The organism is Serratia sp. JSRIV004, assembly GCF_019968705.1.
Classification (GTDB): Bacteria; Pseudomonadota; Gammaproteobacteria; order Enterobacterales; family Enterobacteriaceae; genus Chania; species Chania fonticola_B.
Window position 1 is genome coordinate 1,171,672 of the sequence record NZ_CP074140.1, and the last position, 19,089, is coordinate 1,190,760.

General features: G+C 51.2%; 18 protein-coding genes and 7 pseudogenes. 18 read left to right on the forward strand and 7 right to left on the reverse strand.

Annotated features, from left to right (window positions below; genetic code table 11):
- The first annotated feature begins 2 nt into the window (after positions 1–2).
- The 4 genes and pseudogenes from KGP21_RS05490 to KGP21_RS05505 all read left to right on the forward strand — a co-directional run bounded on the left by KGP21_RS05490 (position 3) and on the right by KGP21_RS05505 (position 2,701).
- Complete coding sequence (locus KGP21_RS05490) at positions 3–533, forward strand: fimbrial protein (RefSeq protein WP_223538506.1); 531 nt, start codon at positions 3–5, stop codon at positions 531–533.
- A gap of 13 nt (positions 534–546) precedes the next feature.
- Positions 547–1,050 (forward strand): fimbrial protein, encoded by a 504-nt coding sequence (locus tag KGP21_RS05495; RefSeq protein WP_223537453.1) that lies wholly within the window; start codon positions 547–549, stop codon positions 1,048–1,050.
- A gap of 79 nt (positions 1,051–1,129) precedes the next feature.
- A pseudogene (locus KGP21_RS05500) lies at positions 1,130–1,580 on the forward strand (DDE-type integrase/transposase/recombinase).
- A gap of 176 nt (positions 1,581–1,756) precedes the next feature.
- The gene (locus KGP21_RS05505) at positions 1,757–2,701 is read left to right on the forward strand and encodes a fimbrial protein (protein ID WP_223537456.1); all 945 of its coding nucleotides are present in this window, start codon (positions 1,757–1,759) and stop codon (positions 2,699–2,701) included.
- A 71-nt stretch (positions 2,702–2,772) separates the two neighbouring features.
- On the opposite strand, the pseudogene KGP21_RS05510 reads toward KGP21_RS05505, so the two are convergent.
- Positions 2,773–3,005 (reverse strand): annotated as a pseudogene (locus KGP21_RS05510) (transposase); the annotation flags it as partial.
- A 56-nt stretch (positions 3,006–3,061) separates the two neighbouring features.
- Here KGP21_RS05510 and KGP21_RS05515 point away from each other — a divergent pair.
- Positions 3,062–3,223 (forward strand): annotated as a pseudogene (locus KGP21_RS05515) (Tn3 family transposase); the annotation flags it as partial.
- Positions 3,224–3,375: 152 nt separating this feature from the next.
- Here the strand turns inward: KGP21_RS05515 and KGP21_RS05520 are convergent.
- Entirely contained in the window at positions 3,376–4,299 is a 924-nt protein-coding gene (locus KGP21_RS05520) for a fimbrial protein (RefSeq protein ID WP_223537458.1), read from the reverse strand.
- Positions 4,300–4,743: 444 nt separating this feature from the next.
- Here KGP21_RS05520 and KGP21_RS05525 point away from each other — a divergent pair.
- Positions 4,744–4,965 (forward strand): annotated as a pseudogene (locus KGP21_RS05525) (IS630 family transposase); the annotation flags it as partial.
- Between the two features lie 368 nt (positions 4,966–5,333).
- On the opposite strand, the pseudogene KGP21_RS05530 reads toward KGP21_RS05525, so the two are convergent.
- Positions 5,334–5,680, reverse strand: a pseudogene (locus KGP21_RS05530) (transposase); the annotation flags it as partial.
- 150 nt (positions 5,681–5,830) lie between these two features.
- Positions 5,831–6,522, reverse strand: a pseudogene (locus tag KGP21_RS05535) (IS630 family transposase); the annotation flags it as partial.
- 37 nt (positions 6,523–6,559) lie between these two features.
- Between KGP21_RS05535 and KGP21_RS05540 the strand changes: the two are divergent.
- The 6 genes and pseudogenes from KGP21_RS05540 to KGP21_RS05565 form a co-directional block, all read left to right on the forward strand.
- Positions 6,560–7,037, forward strand: a pseudogene (locus KGP21_RS05540) (Tn3 family transposase); the annotation flags it as partial.
- Between the two features lie 124 nt (positions 7,038–7,161).
- Positions 7,162–8,592, forward strand: a complete 1,431-nt coding sequence (gene cysG / locus KGP21_RS05545) for a siroheme synthase CysG (protein WP_223537460.1) — start codon at positions 7,162–7,164, stop codon at positions 8,590–8,592.
- A gap of 10 nt (positions 8,593–8,602) precedes the next feature.
- A complete protein-coding gene (cysD, locus tag KGP21_RS05550; protein WP_024485711.1) occupies positions 8,603–9,511 on the forward strand; it encodes a sulfate adenylyltransferase subunit CysD in 909 nt (302 codons plus the stop codon).
- A 12-nt stretch (positions 9,512–9,523) separates the two neighbouring features.
- Complete coding sequence (gene cysN / locus KGP21_RS05555) at positions 9,524–10,954, forward strand: sulfate adenylyltransferase subunit CysN (RefSeq protein ID WP_059199796.1); 1,431 nt, start codon at positions 9,524–9,526, stop codon at positions 10,952–10,954.
- A 1-nt stretch (position 10,955) separates the two neighbouring features.
- Positions 10,956–11,573, forward strand: a complete 618-nt coding sequence (cysC, locus tag KGP21_RS05560) for an adenylyl-sulfate kinase (protein ID WP_223537462.1) — start codon at positions 10,956–10,958, stop codon at positions 11,571–11,573.
- A gap of 88 nt (positions 11,574–11,661) precedes the next feature.
- Positions 11,662–11,979: a DUF3561 family protein gene (locus KGP21_RS05565; protein WP_115160384.1), complete on the forward strand. Its 318-nt coding sequence runs from the start codon at positions 11,662–11,664 to the stop codon at positions 11,977–11,979.
- A gap of 48 nt (positions 11,980–12,027) precedes the next feature.
- Here the strand turns inward: KGP21_RS05565 and KGP21_RS05570 are convergent, their stop codons facing one another.
- From KGP21_RS05570 to KGP21_RS05580, 3 genes are all read right to left on the reverse strand, one after another.
- Positions 12,028–12,750, reverse strand: a complete 723-nt coding sequence (locus KGP21_RS05570) for an amino acid ABC transporter ATP-binding protein (protein ID WP_059199799.1) — start codon at positions 12,748–12,750, stop codon at positions 12,028–12,030.
- Positions 12,734–13,501, reverse strand: a complete 768-nt coding sequence (locus tag KGP21_RS05575; RefSeq protein WP_059199800.1) for an amino acid ABC transporter permease — start codon at positions 13,499–13,501, stop codon at positions 12,734–12,736. Before KGP21_RS05575 ends, KGP21_RS05570 begins: the two co-directional genes overlap by 17 nt.
- An 83-nt stretch (positions 13,502–13,584) precedes the next feature.
- On the reverse strand, positions 13,585–14,355 hold the full coding sequence (locus KGP21_RS05580; RefSeq protein WP_059199801.1) for a basic amino acid ABC transporter substrate-binding protein: 771 nt from the start codon (positions 14,353–14,355) through the stop codon (positions 13,585–13,587).
- A gap of 392 nt (positions 14,356–14,747) precedes the next feature.
- Between KGP21_RS05580 and ftsB the strand changes: the two genes are divergently transcribed.
- From ftsB to KGP21_RS05610, 6 genes are all read left to right on the forward strand, one after another.
- Entirely contained in the window at positions 14,748–15,068 is a 321-nt protein-coding gene (gene ftsB / locus KGP21_RS05585) for a cell division protein FtsB (RefSeq protein WP_039995518.1), read from the forward strand.
- A gap of 3 nt (positions 15,069–15,071) precedes the next feature.
- Positions 15,072–15,779, forward strand: coding sequence for a 2-C-methyl-D-erythritol 4-phosphate cytidylyltransferase (gene ispD, locus KGP21_RS05590; RefSeq protein ID WP_094982113.1), 708 nt, complete (start codon positions 15,072–15,074; stop codon positions 15,777–15,779).
- A gap of 11 nt (positions 15,780–15,790) precedes the next feature.
- Positions 15,791–16,264: a 2-C-methyl-D-erythritol 2,4-cyclodiphosphate synthase gene (ispF, locus tag KGP21_RS05595; RefSeq protein ID WP_021179414.1), complete on the forward strand. Its 474-nt coding sequence runs from the start codon at positions 15,791–15,793 to the stop codon at positions 16,262–16,264.
- A gap of 3 nt (positions 16,265–16,267) precedes the next feature.
- Entirely contained in the window at positions 16,268–17,314 is a 1,047-nt protein-coding gene (gene truD / locus KGP21_RS05600) for a tRNA pseudouridine(13) synthase TruD (RefSeq protein ID WP_166734129.1), read from the forward strand.
- A gap of 382 nt (positions 17,315–17,696) precedes the next feature.
- A complete protein-coding gene (locus KGP21_RS05605) occupies positions 17,697–18,422 on the forward strand; it encodes a fimbrial protein (RefSeq protein ID WP_223537464.1) in 726 nt (241 codons plus the stop codon).
- An 82-nt stretch (positions 18,423–18,504) separates the two neighbouring features.
- Entirely contained in the window at positions 18,505–19,002 is a 498-nt protein-coding gene (locus KGP21_RS05610; RefSeq protein ID WP_115160386.1) for a CS1 type fimbrial major subunit, read from the forward strand.
- The last annotated feature ends 87 nt before the right edge of the window (positions 19,003–19,089 follow it).

Genomic DNA, 19,089 nt, shown 5'->3' on the forward strand with positions numbered 1-19,089 from the left:
TGATGAAGGTAATACAGTTTATGCTTTCTGGTCTGTTGATACTGTTGGTATCCAGCCCCAGTCAAGCGGTGGACAGCACCATAACCATCTCCGGTAATGTGCAGGATAATGCTTGTGCTGTAGCGGTGGGGAGTCAGGATTTCACTGTGGATCTCATGAAATCATCGGCTAATCAGTTTAATGCCGTGAGAACTGTGACGCCCAAAGTACCATTCAGCATTGAGCTCACTGCTTGTGGTAGTAGTACAACAGCGGTAAAAGTGGGGTTTACCGGTACGGCAGATACCATTGATAACAGCTTGCTCAGGCTGAATAGTAATGCTGGCGCGGCTTCGGGGATTGGTGTGCAAATATTAGATGGCAACAGTAATACTGTCTTACTGAATGCAGACCAATCAACACTCTATTGGCAACCGTTAAAAGCCAATCAAAACAATACGCTAAACTATTATGCAAGATTGATGGCGACCAGACTGCCAGTTGTAGCCGGAGTCGTCGATGCAACCGGGATATTTACTCTAGAATTTCAGTAACTGGGGCATAATAATGAAAAAAATCATCTCTGGATTGATTCTGGCTGGTCTACTGTTAAGTAGTGTTTTTGCTGTTCAGGCTGCGGATGTGACTATTACTGTAACCGGGAGAGTGGTTGCGACGCCTTGTACGGTGTCGACGACCTCTGCAACGGTAGATCTCGGTGATTTGCAGACTTACGGCCTGAAGTTACCAGGATCATCATCAGCGTGGCATGATGTTGTTTTAAATTTGACTAACTGCCCTGCAGGAACCACAAGCGTGACCGCATTGTTTAGTGGTACATCAGGCGATTCGGGTTATTATAGAAATCAAGGAACGGCCCAAAATATTGAGATACAGTTACAAGATAGTGAGGGTAACCCGCTAAATAATGGGGGGCATAAAACTATTTCGGTAGGGGAAACAACGGCATCAGCCAGTTTCTCGCTAAAAGTCCGAGCTATAACTGTAAATGGTAGCGCAACACAAGGAAATATTCAGTCTGTAATTAATGTTACTTATACGTATTCCTGATAGATAGAGACTGAGGGGGATGTGGGCTGTCGTATTAAGGTGGCATCAGATAATATGCTTCTTGTGGTTTTGCCTGCCTATATCTCTAATCAGAAATGTATTCAAACGATTACATTATCCCGCCGATGTTATTGCTCAGTGTGCTTGCTGGTATCTGGCTTACGCCCTTAGCCTACGCAATCTTGAAGAAATTATGGCCGAGAGGAGGATTGTGATATGGCGAGTCTGAGGTGATTATTATCGATAAAAGTGGTGCTAATACAGTAACTTTAGTCATGCTCAACGCCGACAAACCGGATAAGGAGGCGATTACCATCAGGCAAAGTAAGTACTTGGACAACCTTGTTGAGCAAGAACACAGAAATATCAAACGATGGATACGACCGATGCAGGTATTCAAATCCTTTCAACGGGTACAGATCGTGTTAGCGGGTATTGAGTTGGTATAGATGATACGCAAATGACAATTTCACCATCTAGCCGAAGACCATTTATCTTCTGCTAACGAAATTTATCTGTTGGCTGCCTAAAAATATCGGTAGCGCAACGTTTGCTGACTTGTTGTCGTTAATGCGACAGAACTCTGCAGGCCACGCAAGTGCTTTGGGTTCAGGCAACCTTCAGTGGTGTCTGCAGTGCTAAGAATGGCGGCTTAGAGTTGAATTTCGGACTTGAGTCCGCTGGTCAAATATAAGGAAGTGAATGGATGAAAATTATTTCTTTGTTTGCATATCGTATAATGTTTTTCATTTGGTTAATTGCAGGCTTATCAACAGCACATGCTAACTGTGTTAGTGGGCAAGCAATACCGGTTCCGATTTCAATTAATTTTGGTAGTCATGTTACAATCCCAATCACTGCTCCTGTGGGGAGCACTATTGCGTCGATACAACTACCTCCCACTGGTCAACTTGTCGCTAGCTGTACTAATGGTGGTGGGTACCTTTACTACAATATGTTTTTACAGCCATCAAATATACCCCATGTGTACAAAACTAACTTAGAGGGAGTCGGTATTTTATTGAAAACAGGACGATATTTTGAAAATCCACCCAGTAAGTATCAGTACGGCGCTTCTGCTGGTTGGGTCAATAATGTTTGGGATTCGAGTTACAAGACAGTTAGTTTAGTCAAGACCGGCGATATAACTCCCGGCTCCCTTCAGTCTACCAAAGTTGGCAGCTGGTATGCTGACGATAGAATAGAACCGATGGTGTTTACGCTGACTGCCGGGGCAGTTATATCGCAATCTTGTGTTGTTAGCACACCGAATGTTAATGTTCCTTTAGATGATGTAGTTTCAAGTGACCTGACGGCTATTGGCTCAACGGCAAAGCCCAAGCCATTTAACGTTGAATTAATCTGTGACAAAAGTGTACCAATCTACTTTACTGCTAATGGGATAACTGATCCAGATGCTGGAAGTGACGGTGTATTAAAAAATACTGAAACATCAGGGGCTGCCAGCGGAGTGGGAGTGCAGATTATATACAATGGTACCCCGTTAAAACTCAATAACAAATTACAAGTAACAACATCGCCTAGTGGGCAAGAAAATTTACAGTTTTCCGCTCAGTATTACAAAACTAAAAATACAGCGTTTCCTGGCACGGTAAGAGCCATAATGACCATTGACATATCATATATGTAGATTTTAGCCTGTCCATAATTTTGTGTAATTGCCAACCGAATGAACAACCCCGCAGCAAGCAGCGGGGTATCTCAAAACAGTGCCAACTGATGAGTTGAGTGCAGTTTGTGGTATTCATTTCCTTGATTTTTAACATACTGCCCGATCATCTACTCATCTCCGTATTTACCAACCGTACTCGCAAAATAATAGTCAGTCCAAAACTCGCCGTCCCACAGGATTTTGGGCAACGCTTGAATATCTCACGGGCTGTAAGGCTTTTGAGTGTGCTTGCGGTGAGCTCGTATTGACAGGTCGATGAGACCTACATCTGGTTTTCAGGGGGGCTTTTCGGACGGCGTTATCGCAAACAAGACGGAACTGCTGACGCGGGGCTACCTGCGCGATCCGCAGCTGGAGCGCATCGTCCACCGTTCGCAAAACCGGATCGAATCCTACCGCCAACTGCGCGCCGCCATCGCCCAAGTGGGCGGCAAGAAAGAGCTGACCGGCCGCACCGACATTGAAATCGAGATTAGCAACAGTGCACTAGGTTGATCTGGCAACGACGCTGCCGTGCTCGCACTGAAGGTGCGCTACGTTCATGGTTAGGAGCCTGAATCGCTTCTTTTGAGAACGCCTGACCATGAACGTAGCACTAACCGTCCTGGGATTTCAACGTACAACCCCATGTACTACCGATACATAAAGGTCACACTAATAACTGACTGTACATTGCCGGCGGTAACCTGACCAGTAGTCCTTGCATAAGCAGCCACTAAATCAAGCGAGACCGCTGAGGTTCCAACAGAACCTAAATCAACCCTTTCATTTGTCGCTAACGGGGCACCGTTATGTAACAGTTGCACTCCAACCCCCTGGGCTGGGGAATATGCGGTGTTGGTAAAAATTGTATTATTTTCTGGCGCCGTCGTTCCCGTCAGATAATAAGTGAGATTTTTGCTGGATACACAATGAATAGTGAGATCGACTGGTGTTTGATTGGCTGGATAGTCCGGTAATGACACAGTGACATTGCGACTTGATACATCACAGGTGCCTGTTGGCATACGCACATCATTACTTGCCACAATGTTCCAAGTGAAATATTTTGGGTTTTGGATAGCTCCAGTATCCCATACATACTCTTTGTGCATATTTATTGATGCAATACGCTCACCGGCTCTGATAAAAATCGCACCAGCAGGTGGGTCATTTACCGGAGTAAACGTCATTTGAAGCGGTAATGGTGTATAAGCTCCGCTCGTTATGCTTACACTATCTGTCGCACCTGTCAATGGAATTGGGTAGGATCGACCATTCCATATAATTGTTCCCTCTAAAGATGAAATAGAGCTGGCAAAAGCCGTACCTGCTGTCAATTTGATGACATCAACAGCCCGATTATTCCATGGTGTCTCATTCAAACATTGAATGTGATCCCCTAAATCAAGCGCTATATTTTGACCCGGTCTGACTTGTGGGTTTATAGCTACACTTATATTAGTAGTTCCACTATCAATAGGGGCGCTATTGGCTGATGTTATGCATAAATATCCCCAGCTGACTTCTGAGTGCCCCATAAATATAGATAAAATAATGGCTAACCTTATCATCATAACGATAATACCTCTAATTGGTTTAGTTCGGTGGTCCATTTCCGAACGAGACGTAAAAAACCGTAAGTGGGCCCAGTGGGAGCGAAGCTACAAAATGCGATATTTGTCTTGGTAGGGTGTGCTGATTAACAAAAAACTATGATTTCCTCAATGCCTCAAATATCGATATCCATCGAAAACCTCTTGTACTGGAGGTGGCGGATCTGTTTGTTTTTCTCTTTGGTTTCTGACTGTATCTCATCACTAAATTTACTGAATTTTAGTTCCTAACAGTCCACATCCACTTTCTCCAGCACCTGCTCGACCTTCTCCTGAGGAAAACGCTTTTGCCAAATTGATGCCAATAGTTTTAACATTCATGATGGCCGTTCCGTTCAATTAGTGACGATTTATCGTCCCACTGTGGCACTAGAGATGGGAGGCGGCCATTCCATTAACAAAGCCCTGGAGTGGCTAAAAAAAAAGCCCAAATTTATCCTGCCTTACCAACTTGTTTATTCCCGCTGAGTCAATGATGTTGAACATCTCAGGCTTGCTCTGCGCGAAACCGTGACACGTAATCATAAATGTCGTTCGATGTGGCAACTGTTGCAGAAGGTAAAGCAGTTTATGATGGCGGTATCCTCCTTCGCGAGGGGGGGCCAACATGGAACCGAAAAAGTGTAGCACTATTAAGTACACCTATTTAGCGATAAGGTTACCTATAGTTATATCGACGCAATAGTGCTCCCCACAGGAGCAGTGACTGGGATTGCAACATGACTACCAAAATTAATTGAAATCGGAACCGGTGTTGCTTGTCCACTAACACAGTTAGCATGTGCTGTTGATAAACCCACACCAAAAAACGTAAAATATTACACCAAGATGTAAGAAAATTCCCACCCGTTTATCCCCTCATACTGTATGCCTTAATTGTGGGTTTGATATCGGACATAACGCTACCTTCATGGAGAGTATATTATAGGGTTTAGCGGCAATCCACACTGTGACCAAAATCATATTTTTATATTAATATATATACTATACACAAGTTAACTTGAAGGTGCATTTTCCAGTATCGGGAAATTATCATTAATACGACGAGCTAACGTACCTGCGATTGCAACCCATGTATGGTCAAAAAATTTATTTATCGCCGTCCTGAAGGCTTTTACAGTGGCGAAATAACGGTTATTTCGTACCTCTTCGTTCATCGCCTTCCATAACCGTATTATCGGGTTCAGATTGGGGCTATAAAGGGGCGGTTCATCACATATGCCCATTCTTTCACCAGCTCCGACCGCTGATAACTTGCGCCGTCAAGGATAATATACACCTTCTGACTCACCGGATAAGTCTCACGGATGGCGATAAAGAACCTACTGATATTCAAGCTGTTAGGCAATATCCCTTAATTTATTTTTATACAAACCAATACGATAGAAGCAGCGAATCAGAGTGATTTTCGAGCCAAAAATGCCAGAATCCACCCTAAAAATGCTCAGATTATGAACATATTCCCGTTTTTGGTAATGAAGGGACACAGCCTAATACTGTCATATTCTCGGATCACCGTACTGCCGATGTCGTTCAGATTCTGTGCACCCATGATGTTCAGTCTGGTGCGGCTACCTGTTGTTTCCGCAACGATTTCCTGGCCTTTGGGTATCCATCAATAAGCCAATTTTGCTCCCTGTGTTGGGTGCACACCATCAGTGAACAGGATGGGATCATCGCCCGCTTCCTGCTTCAGTTTCTCAATAGGTTTCCACGAACGCACGCTGTGCTTCAGCACAGTATTTGTGGGGAACACCGGTGGGCTTTTTGTAACTGAAGTCATTGCGGTGCAGCTACTTGTTCATGCTGAGAACGGTGTAACGGATATCCCACCACTCATTAACCAACTCAATGATAGCGTGCGTGGTAGGGAGAAGATTATCCGTCAGATGAGTGATAAGTTCTGCTGTCTGTGCTTCACTGAGATGACTGTCAGAGCCCCCATTTTGGGGCTTGAGTTTTTCGTCATTAAGCCAATCATGCAAATGACGGCGAACCGTTGTTTCATCAATAAGCTGGGAATTAGCGATCATGGCGATAATCCAGTCATCAGCAGCGATAAGTACACATCGAATTCTGTCACGCATACATACGGCAATCCCTACTGCTTTTGTGCAGCATTTCCAGGGCTATCCGTTGCTCAGAAGTCAGATGTATTTTCATGTCGGCCAGCTTGATCCTCATCGTGAATAAAATCAAGCATCTTCATTGATCACGGGTTTATACAGCGGCACTTAAAGTAGAACGACCGAACCCGAGGCTATATTGAGGCGATGCGCCCGCAATAACATTCAGCCCCAACCTATAAGAAGGCATTAGCGGAGGTGGGCAAAGCGATTAAGACCATCTTCCTCTGTCGCTATTTGTAAGATGAGTCGCTGCGTTGTGAAATTAATGCGGGCCTCAACGTCGTGGAAAACTGGAACAGCGTCAATGATTTTATTTTTTATAGTGAGCACGGTGAATTTACCCGCAACTGGGCAGCGGACCAGGAGATATCGAAGCTGTCATTGCATTTGCTGCAAATCAGTCTGGTCTATATCAATACATTGTTGATCCAAAATGTGCTGTCGGAGCCGACCTAACGTCAGCGAATGACTGAAGAAGACTGGCGTGGTCTGACGTCATTGATATATCACCATGTTAATCCGTATGGCCGTATCGAACTGAATATGGATCAGCGGCTGGCGTTGGCCGCCTGTTTAGGCCTCAGTGCTGGCCGCCTTATTCCTTTTAAGAACATCTCATGCCTTTTCGTCATTTCAGGGGGCAAATCGCACGCCGTATAGTCACCCTATCAATCTGTTATATGAAAAGGCCGTTGTGGACTATCTACCAATATTTGCCGACCTGAAACACCGCCCTGTGCTGGTGGTTGGCGGCGGCGAAGTGGCTGCACGCAAAGTCGACCTCCTGCTACGCGCAGGGGCGCAGGTACGGATCGTGGCGCAGGCGCTCTCAGAAGAGCTGGAGCACCAACACCTGCAAGGGCGCGTTGAGTGGCTGGGGCAGAACTTTGTGCCGCAGCAGTTAGACGACGTCTTTCTGGTGATTGCCGCTACCGACGATAGCGCGCTGAACGCCGAGGTGTATGCCGAAGCGGATAAGCGCCGCGTGCTGGCCAACGTGGTGGATGACCAACCGCGCTGCTCCTTTATCTTCCCGTCGATTATCGATCGCTCACCGTTGGTGGTGGCCGTGTCATCTAGCGGCCAGGCACCGGTATTGGCGCGGATGTTACGTGAGAAGCTGGAGGCATTGCTGCCTGCCAGCCTGGGGCAGATGGCGGAACTGGCCGGAGGGTTGCGTGGCAAAGTGAAGCAACGGCTGGCTTCCATCGGGGCCAGACGCCGTTTCTGGGAGAAAACCTTCAACGGCCGTTTCGCGACGTTGGTGGCGAATGGCCAGACGGAGCAGGCGCAGCAGCAGTTGGAACAGGATTTAACGGCTTTTGCGCAGGGTAATGAGGGGGCGCAAGGTGAGATCGCACTGGTCGGGGCAGGCCCGGGCGATGTCGGCTTGTTGACCCTACGCGGGCTACAGGTGATGCAGCAGGCCGACGTGGTGCTTTACGATCACCTGGTGAGCGAAGAGACGCTGGATTTGGTGCGTCGCGACGCCGAACGTATCTGCGTGGGCAAACGCGCCGGTGCGCACTCGGTGATCCAGGAAGAAACCAATCGGCTGCTGGTGGAACTGGCGCAGCAGGGGAAGCGGGTAGTGCGGTTAAAAGGCGGCGATCCCTTTATCTTTGGCCGGGGTGGCGAAGAGTTACAGGTGGCCGCCGCTGCCGGGATCCCTTTCCAAGTGGTGCCGGGCGTAACCGCAGCAGCAGGGGCTACGGCCTATGCCGGTATTCCGCTAACGCACCGCGATCACGCACAAAGCGTGACCTTTATTACCGGCCATTGCCGTGACGATGACGACGGCTTGGATTGGCCTGCTCTGGCGCGGGCGCGTCAGACGTTGGCGATCTACATGGGTACGATGAAGGCGGCGGATATCAGCCGCAACCTGATTGCCCATGGCCGTGATGCGAGCACGCCAGTCGCTGTGATCAGCCGGGGGACGCGGGCCGATCAGCAGGTGCAGACTGGCACCTTACAACAGTTGGAACAATTAACTCGGCAGGCCCCGTTACCGGCGCTGCTGGTGATCGGTGAAGTGGTGGAATTACACCATCAAATCGCCTGGTTTGGGCATCAATCGCAGACGGCAGTGGCAGCGCGCCCGGCCGTCGTGAATTTGGCTTAAAGGATCTGTTATGGACCAAAAACGACTCACTCATTTGCGGCAATTGGAGGCGGAGAGCATCCATATCATCCGTGAAGTGGCCGCCGAATTCGGCAATCCGGTGATGCTCTATTCCATCGGTAAAGACTCCTCGGTGATGCTTCATCTGGCACGCAAGGCGTTCTATCCGGGCACGCTGCCGTTTCCGTTGCTGCATGTGGATACCGGTTGGAAATTCAACGAAATGTACCAATTCCGCGATCGTACCGCCAAAGAGTACGGTTTCGAGCTGCTGATCCACAAAAACCCGGAAGGGGTGGCGATGGGGATCAACCCGTTTGTCCACGGCAGCGCCAAGCACACCGATATCATGAAAACCGAAGGCCTCAAGCAGGCGCTGAACAAGTACGGTTTTGACGCCGCCTTCGGTGGTGCCCGCCGCGACGAGGAGAAATCCCGCGCCAAAGAGCGCATCTATTCTTTCCGCGATCGCTTCCACCGCTGGGATCCGAAAAACCAGCGCCCGGAGCTTTGGCACAACTATAACGGCCAGATCAACAAGGGCGAGAGCATCCGCGTGTTCCCGCTGTCGAACTGGACCGAGCTGGATATCTGGCAATATATCTTCCTGGAGAAGATCGACATCGTTCCGCTCTACCTGGCCAAACCGCGCCCGGTGGTGGAACGCGACGGCATGTTGATGATGGTGGATGACGATCGTATCGATCTGCAACCGGGTGAGGTGATCAGCCAGCGTATGGTGCGGTTCCGTACCCTCGGCTGCTGGCCGTTGACCGGCGCGGTGGATTCTTCTGCGCAGACGCTGCCGGAGATCATCGAGGAAATGCTGGTTTCTACCACCAGCGAACGTCAGGGCCGCATGATCGACCGCGATCAGTCCGGTTCGATGGAGCTGAAAAAGCGCCAAGGGTATTTCTAAGGAGCCGCCGGAATGAACAACGTTATTGCACAACAAATCGCCGAACAGGGCGGGGTAGAAGCCTACCTGCACGCGCAGCAGCACAAGAGCCTGCTACGTTTCCTGACCTGTGGCAGCGTGGACGACGGTAAAAGCACCCTGATTGGCCGCTTGCTGCACGATACCCGCCAGATCTACGAAGATCAGCTCTCAACCCTGCATACCGACAGTAAACGCATCGGCACCCAAGGGGAGAAGCTCGATCTGGCCTTGCTGGTGGATGGCCTGCAGGCAGAACGTGAGCAGGGCATTACCATCGACGTGGCCTACCGCTATTTCTCGACCGAAAAGCGCAAATTTATCATCGCCGATACGCCGGGGCATGAGCAGTACACCCGCAATATGGCTACCGGTGCCTCGACCTGCGACTTGGCGATCCTGCTGATCGATGCGCGCAAAGGCGTGCTGGATCAGACCCGTCGCCACAGTTTTATCGCCACGCTGCTCGGTATTCGCCACCTGGTGGTGGCGGTGAACAAAATGGACCTGGTGGATTACAGCCAGGCGGTGTTTGAACAGTTCAAACAGGATTACCTGAGCTTCGCCGAGCAGTTGCCCAACGACCTGGAGATTAAATTCGTCCCGTTGTCGGCACTGGACGGTGACAACGTTGCTAGCCAGAGCATACAGATGCCTTGGTATAGCGGCCCGACACTGTTGGAGGTGTTGGAAAGTGTGGATGTCATCAGCGAGCGTGAACATCAGCCGCTGCGCTTCCCGGTACAATACGTCAACCGCCCGAATCTCGATTTCCGCGGTTATGCCGGGACTTTGTCTGCCGGTGTGGTCCGCGTGGGTCAGCGCATCAAGGTGCTGCCGTCTGGCGTTGAATCCACCGTGGCGCGCATCGTGACCTTTGATGGCGATCTGCAGGAGGCGGGGCCGGGTGAAGCGATCACGCTGGTGCTGAAAGATGAAGTCGACATCAGCCGGGGCGACCTGCTGGTGGATGCCAGCGAAACCCTACAGGCCACGCAAAGCGCCTTGGCGGACGTGGTATGGATGGCAGAACAGCCGTTGTTACCGGGCCAAAGCTACGACATCAAGGTAGCCGGGAAGAAAACTCGCGCCCGCGTTGAGAGCATTCGCCATCAGGTGGAGATCAACTCGCTGGCGCAGCATCAGGCCGATGTTTTGCCTTTGAACGGTATTGGGCTGGTGGAGCTGACCTTCGACGAACCGCTGGTGCTGGACAGCTATCAACAGAATCATGATACCGGCGGCCTGATCTTTATCGATCGTTTGACGAACGTCACGGTTGGCGCGGGGTTGATCCGCGAAGCCTTGCAGCAGGATAATCCAGCAGCGGCGGGCAATTTCAGCGCATTTGAACTGGAGCTGAACGCCTTGGTACGCAAGCATTTCCCACACTGGGGTGCGCGTGACCTGCTGAAGGGGAATTAACGTGGCTGAGGCTGAGTTAGCGAAAGACGAAAACGTTGTGTGGCACCCGCATGCGGTAACGCGTGCGGAGCGTGAAACCGCGAACGGCCATCAGGGTGTGGTGCTATGGTTTACCGGCCTGTCTGGTTCGGGTAAATCGACCGTGGCTGGCGCGCTGGAGCAGGCTCTGCATCAGCTGGGGGTCAGTACCTATCTGCTGGATGGTGACAATGTGCGCCACGGCCTGTGCCGCGACTTGGGGTTCTCTGACGACGATCGGCGCGAGAATATCCGCCGGGTGGGGGAAGTGGCCAAGCTGATGGTGGATGCTGGGCTGGTGGTGTTGACGGCGTTTATCTCACCGCACCGTGCCGAACGGCAGATGGTGCGGGAAATGTTGGCCAAGGGGCAGTTTATCGAAGTCTTTGTCGACACCCCGCTGGCGATTTGTGAGGCTCGCGATCCGAAAGGATTGTACAAAAAGGCCCGCGCCGGTGAGTTGCGTAATTTCACCGGTATCGATTCGGTGTACGAGGCGCCGGAACGACCGGATATCCGGCTTAATGGTGAACAATTGGTAACAAATTTGACCGCGCAATTGTTAGACCTGCTGCGTGGTCAGGCTATTATCAAACCCTGAATTCGCAAAAAGCGCGTGGCGTGATCGAGCTACGCGCTTTTTACTCTAGCAAGTCGCCGCAGAGCGAGCCAATAGACCAGGGAACGCTATGCAAAATGCCACGCCACTAGTGATTGATAGCCAACTCGAGCAAGAGGAACCCTCGTACTCCTTTTTGGGCGGCACCAGCGGCTTTGTCTTCTATTGGCTGGCGTTTACCGTGCCTTTTATGGTTTACGGTTCTAACACCTTGTTTTTCCTTCTTTATACCTGGCCGTTTTTCCTGGCTTTGATGCCAGCCTCGGTGCTGCTGGGTATCGTCTTCAGCGTGCTGCTGCGCGGGCGTGTGTTCCTCACGCTGCTGCTGACCGGTATCACCGTCATCTGTCTGTTTTGGCTGGTGTTCAGCTTTCTGAGTGGCTGGTAATAAAAAGGGCGCCAGTGCGCCCAAGAGATGTCAAAGCGGTGCCGAAGGTTACAAAACTTTGCTTAAAAATGCCTGGGTGCGCGGATTGGTCGGGTTACCGAAGATGTGCTCCGGTGTGCCTTCTTCCTGAATAATCCCCTGATCGATAAACAACACCCGGTCGGCCACTTCACGGGCGAAGCCCATTTCATGGGTTACCACCACCATCGTCATGCCTTCAAGAGCCAGCGCCTTCATCACCGCCAACACTTCCCCGACCAACTCCGGATCCAGCGCCGAGGTAGGCTCGTCAAACAGCATGATTTGCGGTTCCATCGCCAATGCGCGGGCGATGGCGACACGCTGTTGCTGCCCGCCGGACAGGCTGCTGGGATAGGCATCGATCTTGTCGAGCAGGCCCACTTTATTCAGTAGCACCTCTGCACGTTCAATAGCCTCGCTGCGAGGCAGTTTTTTCACGTCCATCGGCGCCATGATGATGTTCTCCAACACCGTCATATGCGGGAACAGGTTAAAGCGTTGGAATACCATGCCCACGCTTTCACGCATCTTGTTCAGATCGGTCTTCTGATCGTGAATGGCAAAGCCATTGACGTCGATCTCACCGCCCGAGAGCGTCTCCAGCGCGTTGATACAGCGCAGAAAGGTACTTTTACCGGAGCCGGAAGGGCCGATAATGCATACTACTTCTTTCGGCGCGATCTGGCAGGAGATCCCGCGCAGCACGTGGGCTTCGCCAAATTGTTTTTGCAGGTTATGTACGCGAATCACTTTTACCGAACCTTTTTTCCATGTGTTGCACCATCAGCGAGAGCAGGAAGGTGATGACCCAATAGATCACTGAAATAGTCAGATAGGGCTCCCAGTAGGTGGCGTACGCGCCGGAAACGGTACGCGCGGCATAAGCCAGATCCGCCAGACCAATCGCGGAGGCCAGGGACGAATCCTTGACGATGGCGATGGCGTTGTTGCCAAGCGGCGGCAGCATGCGGCGGAAGGCCTGCGGCAGGATCACCTTACGCATGGTCTTGCCGTAGCCCATCCCCAACGAGCGTGAAGCCTCCATCTGGCCGCGGTCGATCGACTGGATCCCGGCACGGAATATCTCCGAGACGTAAGCACCGGCGTTCAACGTGATGGCGACTACGCAAGACAGGAAGGCACCGTAATCGGAACGCAATGCGCGTGCAAAGTCGACGCTCATCAAACCGTTGCTGACCAGCAGGCCGTCACGCGGGTTGATAAACAGCGGCACCAGCGCGAAGTGGACCACCATGATTTGCACAAACAGCGGTGTGCCCCGGAAGGCGCTGATGTAGATGCGCACCGGCCATTGCACGCAATAGTGCAGGATCGGTTTCCAGATGCCGTGCGGTGCCTGCGCCAGGCGGCCTAACCCGAGGAGTAGCCCCCAGGTAGTGCCCAGGATCACGCAGATGATGGTACATTTGATGGTCATCCAGGCACCCTCCATAAACAGCGGAGCGTATTCCTCAATGATCTCCCAACGGAATGCTGACAAAATATAATCCTTACGGTGGTAGTGCGAACTTGTGGACCTAATGCGTAGGGGCACAGTCAATTGCGCCCCTATTTACAGCCGGTTTATTCTGCTGGCAGCGTAGGGACGTTGCTGTCGAACCAGGTCTGGTAAATTTTGGCGTAGGTGCCATCGGCGATGATTTTCTTCAGGCCACTGTTGATCTTGTTACGCAGCTCATCGTTGCCCTTGGCCACCGCAATGCCGAAATACTGGCGCTCAAACTTGGCGTCTGACACCAGCTTGAACTCTTTCTCCGGGTGGGTCTTGATATAGAACTTGGCCACGCCAACGTCACCCACGGCCGCGCCAATGCCATCTTCATACAGCTCTTGCAGCAGCAGCGGGGTGTTATCAAAACGCTTGATGGCGGTGCTGTTCTTACCCAAGACGTCGGAAACCACGATGTCGCCGGTGCTGGAGTTAACCACGCCCACCTTCAGGGTTTTCAGCGCGTCGATAGAGTCTACCGTAGACTCTTTCGGTACCACGATAGCCTGCTCTGCCGGGAAGTATGGCGTAGAGAAGTCGACCATCTGCTTGCGCTTGTCGGTAATGGTGATGCCGGAAATGATGATGTCGCGGTCGCCAGAGTTCAAGGTGGCAAAGATGCCTTCCCATGGCGTATTTACCAGCTTCACCTGGAAACCTTCCGCTTTGGCGACGGCCTTGATCACATCGATATCAAAACCTTCCAGCTCTTTTTTGCTGTTTTCGTATTCGAACGGGCGATAGGTACCGCCGGAGCCGACAACATACGTCGGTTCTGCGGCAAAGGAAGCCGCGGAAAAAGTGGCCGCCAGGCAGGCACTAATCAGCACTAAACGTTTTAACATGAGCATTCCCCGAATAAGTTGAGTCGTTGAGTAAAGGTTATATATTGGATTTATTTATGCACTTTAGATGCATAAAAATAAACTTACATGAATAAAAACACAACCCCTACCTGATGATGAAAATGCTAACAGTGTTAAATATGAATAATTATTTAAAAATTGGCGTAAATGTCGGTGGAAATGCCATCGATCCAGTTATTCTTACTGCATACTGACGCAAGGGGCGGTGCACGTTATGCCTGTCTGGATTTAATGCCGCTTTCAGGCGACAATCAGGCGCTAAACTCAGGAAGTTCTGATTACGCTTGAGGGCTGCAGGTGAAAAGCCGCTGCTGGTGTGGAGTCAAACGGCAAGTTGTGGGATGATTAAGCGCTTTTTTTAGGGGGCGGAGATGGGAAAACTGACGCTGCTATTGCTGGCGCTGCTTGGCTGGTTACAGTATTCGCTGTGGCTGGGGAAGAATGGTATTCACGATTATGTGCGGGTCAATGATGACGTTACGGCTCAGCAGAGCAGCAATGCCAAATTGAAAGCGCGTAACGATCAGCTGTTTGCCGAGATCGACGACCTGAACGGTGGTCAGGAAGCGATAGAAGAACGCGCACGTAATGAACTGGGCATGATCAAGCCCGGCGAGACTTTCTATCGTCTGGTGCCTGAATCTTCCGGACGCAATGCGGCGTCTGCCACACAGAACAACCCACCGAAGTAACGCATGAATCCATCCATTGGCTCCTCCCCTCAGGTGATCGCCGTCCTGCCCGCTGCCGGTATTGGCAGCCGTATGCAGGCCGATTGTCCGAAGCAATATTTAACCATCGGCCATCAAACCATTCTTGAGCACGCCATCCACGCCTTGTTACGTCATCCGCGTATTACCCAGGTGATCGTGGCTATCAGCCCCGAAGACCAACAGTTTAAAACGCTACCGATCGCCAGCGATCCGCGGGTGTTGGTCACTGAAGGCGGGCAACAGCGCGCCGATTCGGTGCTGGCCGGGCTGCAACTGGCTGGCAACGCGCACTGGGTATTGGTACATGATGCTGCCCGCCCTTGCCTGCATCCTGACGATCTGGAGCGGTTGCTGGCGATCACGGCACACAGTAAGGTCGGCGGCATTCTTGCCGCGCCGGTGCGTGATACCATGAAGCGTGCGCAGGTGGGCCAAAGCATCATCTCGCACACCGTGGAACGACAGGATTTGTGGCATGCACTGACGCCACAGCTGTTCCCGCTGGAACTGCTTAAACTCTGCCTACAACGCGCCCTGGATGAAGGGGCGACGGTAACCGATGAAGCCTCGGCGCTTGAACATTGCGGTTATCATCCGCTGCTGGTGGCGGGGCGTGCGGACAATATTAAAGTGACGCGGCCAGAGGATTTGGCGCTGGCGGCGTTCTATTTGACTCAGTTGAACAACTAAAGGAGCGCATCATGCGTATCGGTCACGGTTTTGATGTCCATAAATTTGGCGGCGAAGGGCCGTTGGTGATCGGCGGTGTTCGCATTCCTTATGAAAAAGGACTGCTGGCTCACTCCGATGGTGACGTGGCGCTGCATGCGGCCACCGATGCTCTGCTGGGGGCGGCGGCGTTGGGGGATATCGGCAAGCTGTTCCCGGATACCGATCCGGCCTTTAAAGGCGCGGACAGCCGTGAGCTGCTGCGCGAAGCCTGGAAACGCATTCGTGCCAAGGGCTATCGTCTGGGTAATCTGGATGTCACCATCATTGCGCAGGCACCGAAGATGGCACCGCACATTCCTCAGATGCGCATCTTCCTGGCGGAAGATCTGCAATGCCATATGGATGACGTTAACGTCAAAGCGACCACCACCGAACAGCTGGGCTTTACCGGCCGTGGCGAAGGCATTGCCTGCGAAGCGGTTGCCCTGTTGATCAAGGAATAACGTATGGACATGGCCAATCTGACTTGGTTGCACGGCAAGCCAGCGGCTACCGGCGTGCTGAAAGCCAACCCGGAAGACTTTGTGGTGGTTGAGGATCTGGGCTTTACCCCAGATGGTGAAGGTGAGCACCTGCTGGTGAACATCCGCAAGAACGGCTGCAACACCCAGTTTGTGGCGGACGCTCTGGCGAAGTTTGCCGGCATTCATGCCCGTTCGGTCAGCTATGCCGGTTTGAAAGATCGCCATGCAGTCACCGAGCAGTGGTTCTGTCTGCATCTGCCGGGGAAAGAATCTCCCGATCTCAGCCGGTTTGCGCTGGAAGGCTGCGAAGTACTACAGGCCGCTCGCCACCTACGCAAGCTGCGCATCGGTACGTTGAAGGGGAACGAATTCACCCTGGTGCTACGCCAGATCGGCGATCGCCAAGAGGTGGAGCAGCGTTTACAGGCTATCGCGGCGGGTGGCGTGCCGAACTACTTTGGCAGCCAGCGCTTTGGCCGTGGGGGCAACAACCTGACGATGGCGCGCCGCTGGGCCAACGATGAGATCCGGGTTAAGGAGCGCAGCAAACGTAGCTTCTACCTGTCCGCCAGCCGCAGTGCGTTGTTCAACTTCATTGCCAGCCAGCGTTTGGCTAACCAACAGCAACAAACGGTGCTGGAAGGGGATGCGTTACAGCTGGCCGGGCGCGGGAGCTGGTTCGTGGCCAAAGCGGAAGAGTTAGCCACCCTGCAACAACGGTTAGACGCGGGTGAACTGATGATCACGGCTCCATTGCCGGGGGATGGTGAACCCGGTACTGCCGGGGAAGCATTGGTCTTTGAACAAGCTTGTCTGGTGTCACAGCCAGAGCTGATGGCGTTATTAAAGCGTGAGCGTGTAGAGCCTGCGCGGCGGGCCTTGCTGCTACAGCCGCAGAAAATGCAGTGGAGCTGGTGGGATGATGTCACCGTGGAATTACGTTTCTGGTTACCAGCAGGCAGTTTCGCTACCAGCGTAGTGCGTGAAATAATGCAATTGGCTAGCGATGAGGCAGATATTGCCGAGTAGCCGTTAGCTTAACCCTCAGCTATTAATCCTTACTTTCTCGTTCAGGCGGAGCGGAACTCGGCCTGAACAGAAATGAAACAGCGAAAATGTTGTCATCGGGCCTGGCTTGCCAGGCTAATTCCCCCCATAGTGATCCGATAATTAATATCTTATCTTGCAATTCACCTTAATCATTATAATTTATTTATTTCTTTCTTTATAATTAAAAATTATCTTGTTTTTTATCATGACATTACGGAGGTTGTGATTATTATTATAATTATTAAGTTGATCTGGGTGTTGATTGGTTTTTATACTTACTGAGAATTTTACGAGACTAAGCGTGGCTGGAATTGGCTGTGTTTTAAAGTTTGATATAAGAGACTCTCATTACGGATTAATCATGAAGCTCAATATAATTAAACGCCTGATCGGTGTTGCTATTTTTTGTTTTTTACCCGGTTTTGTATTGGCCAATATGAGCGTTTATCCTATGGAACTCGGCATCGGCGAAACCGGAGTCGCTCAAATAAGGATTATATCCCAAAGCGACGGGGTGCAATTCGTCAAGGTAACTGAGAAAAAAATACTCAATCCTGGTACTAAACAAGAACAGGAAACGGACGTTGAGCAATTTGGACAAAGCTCGCTGGTGATAACGCCGCAAAAACTGGCTATTTCGGCAGGTAGTCAACGCCTGGTACGGTTGGTTGCCCTGGAGTTACCGGAAAAGGAAACCACTTGGCGAGTCTATTTTGAAGGCGTACCGGAACTAGAAGATAACGTCGCTGTTGCCAGCCCACAGAAGACCTCGACCAAGGTGGGTATCAACCTGGTGTGGGGGGCATTGGTCCACGTAGCGCCGAAAAAGGCCGTTGCCAGCCTTACGTTGGATGCGCAGCGTGGCCAGGTTATCAATGATGGCACGCTGCGTATTCCGCTACGAGAGGTGGGAGTTTGTGACCAGTCCGGTGTTTGCGACTGGAAAAAAGAAACCACCACAATATATCCCGGTACCGAGCTTAAAATTGCTTCTCTAATGGTAAAACCTGGGAAGAAGTATAAAGCGCGTTATTTTAATTGGCTTAAAAAACGCGTTGAAGAAATTGATTTGTCTATAAAACGTTAAATGTGGAGTCAAATCATGTATAGCCCCGATCGTATGGGGTGAGTAAAGCTGGATGTTATTTGTAAAATAAAATGGAGATTTTATGAAAAAGTTTATTAAACCACTGCTGATTGTTTCAACCATGGCTGCCGTATTTTCCACTCAGGCCGTACAGAAAGATATTACTGTGAATGCCAACGTGGATGCGACGATTGATATGACGCAGCCTGATAATACCGCCTTGCCAAGCAGCATCGATATGCAGTATTTGCCAGGCAAAGGCCTGACGCCGTTTAACCTGAACACCAAGGTCTGGTCTAACAACGCTACCGCTGGCGTTAACATTCGCCTGGTTAGAGCGGCGAGCCTGGCGGATGTCAATGGGGCTAACAAGATCCCATTGACCATAAGCCTGGGCGATAAGGTACTGACCACCACCAACCAACTGCTGGAAGCAGCGACCCTGTTCCCGGCGGGAATCGAAAATGGCTCAGACGTCCTGCCACTGCGTTTTGCCCAGACCGCGCAAGGCACTATTGCTACCGGCACCTACAGCGGTATTGTCAGCCTGGTGGTGACTCAGGCAACCAAGGCTCCTTAAGGCGGCTCAATTAAAAAGTTTTATTCATATCTTGTGGGGCTTTATAGCCCCACTGTTATCAGGGATGAACAATGGCTTTTCGCGCTA

Coding starts and splice junctions, on each gene's coding strand:
- KGP21_RS05490 (WP_223538506.1), top strand. CDS start 3: ATGAAGGTAATACAGTTTATGCTTTCTGGTCTGTTGATACTGTTGGTA.
- KGP21_RS05495 (WP_223537453.1), top strand. CDS start 547: ATGAAAAAAATCATCTCTGGATTGATTCTGGCTGGTCTACTGTTAAGT.
- KGP21_RS05505 (WP_223537456.1), top strand. CDS start 1,757: ATGAAAATTATTTCTTTGTTTGCATATCGTATAATGTTTTTCATTTGG.
- KGP21_RS05520 (WP_223537458.1), bottom strand. CDS start 4,299: ATGATGATAAGGTTAGCCATTATTTTATCTATATTTATGGGGCACTCA.
- cysD (WP_024485711.1), top strand. CDS start 8,603: ATGGACCAAAAACGACTCACTCATTTGCGGCAATTGGAGGCGGAGAGC.
- cysN (WP_059199796.1), top strand. CDS start 9,524: ATGAACAACGTTATTGCACAACAAATCGCCGAACAGGGCGGGGTAGAA.
- KGP21_RS05565 (WP_115160384.1), top strand. CDS start 11,662: ATGCAAAATGCCACGCCACTAGTGATTGATAGCCAACTCGAGCAAGAG.
- KGP21_RS05580 (WP_059199801.1), bottom strand. CDS start 14,355: ATGTTAAAACGTTTAGTGCTGATTAGTGCCTGCCTGGCGGCCACTTTT.
- ftsB (WP_039995518.1), top strand. CDS start 14,748: ATGGGAAAACTGACGCTGCTATTGCTGGCGCTGCTTGGCTGGTTACAG.
- ispD (WP_094982113.1), top strand. CDS start 15,072: ATGAATCCATCCATTGGCTCCTCCCCTCAGGTGATCGCCGTCCTGCCC.
- ispF (WP_021179414.1), top strand. CDS start 15,791: ATGCGTATCGGTCACGGTTTTGATGTCCATAAATTTGGCGGCGAAGGG.
- truD (WP_166734129.1), top strand. CDS start 16,268: ATGGACATGGCCAATCTGACTTGGTTGCACGGCAAGCCAGCGGCTACC.
- KGP21_RS05605 (WP_223537464.1), top strand. CDS start 17,697: ATGAAGCTCAATATAATTAAACGCCTGATCGGTGTTGCTATTTTTTGT.
- KGP21_RS05610 (WP_115160386.1), top strand. CDS start 18,505: ATGAAAAAGTTTATTAAACCACTGCTGATTGTTTCAACCATGGCTGCC.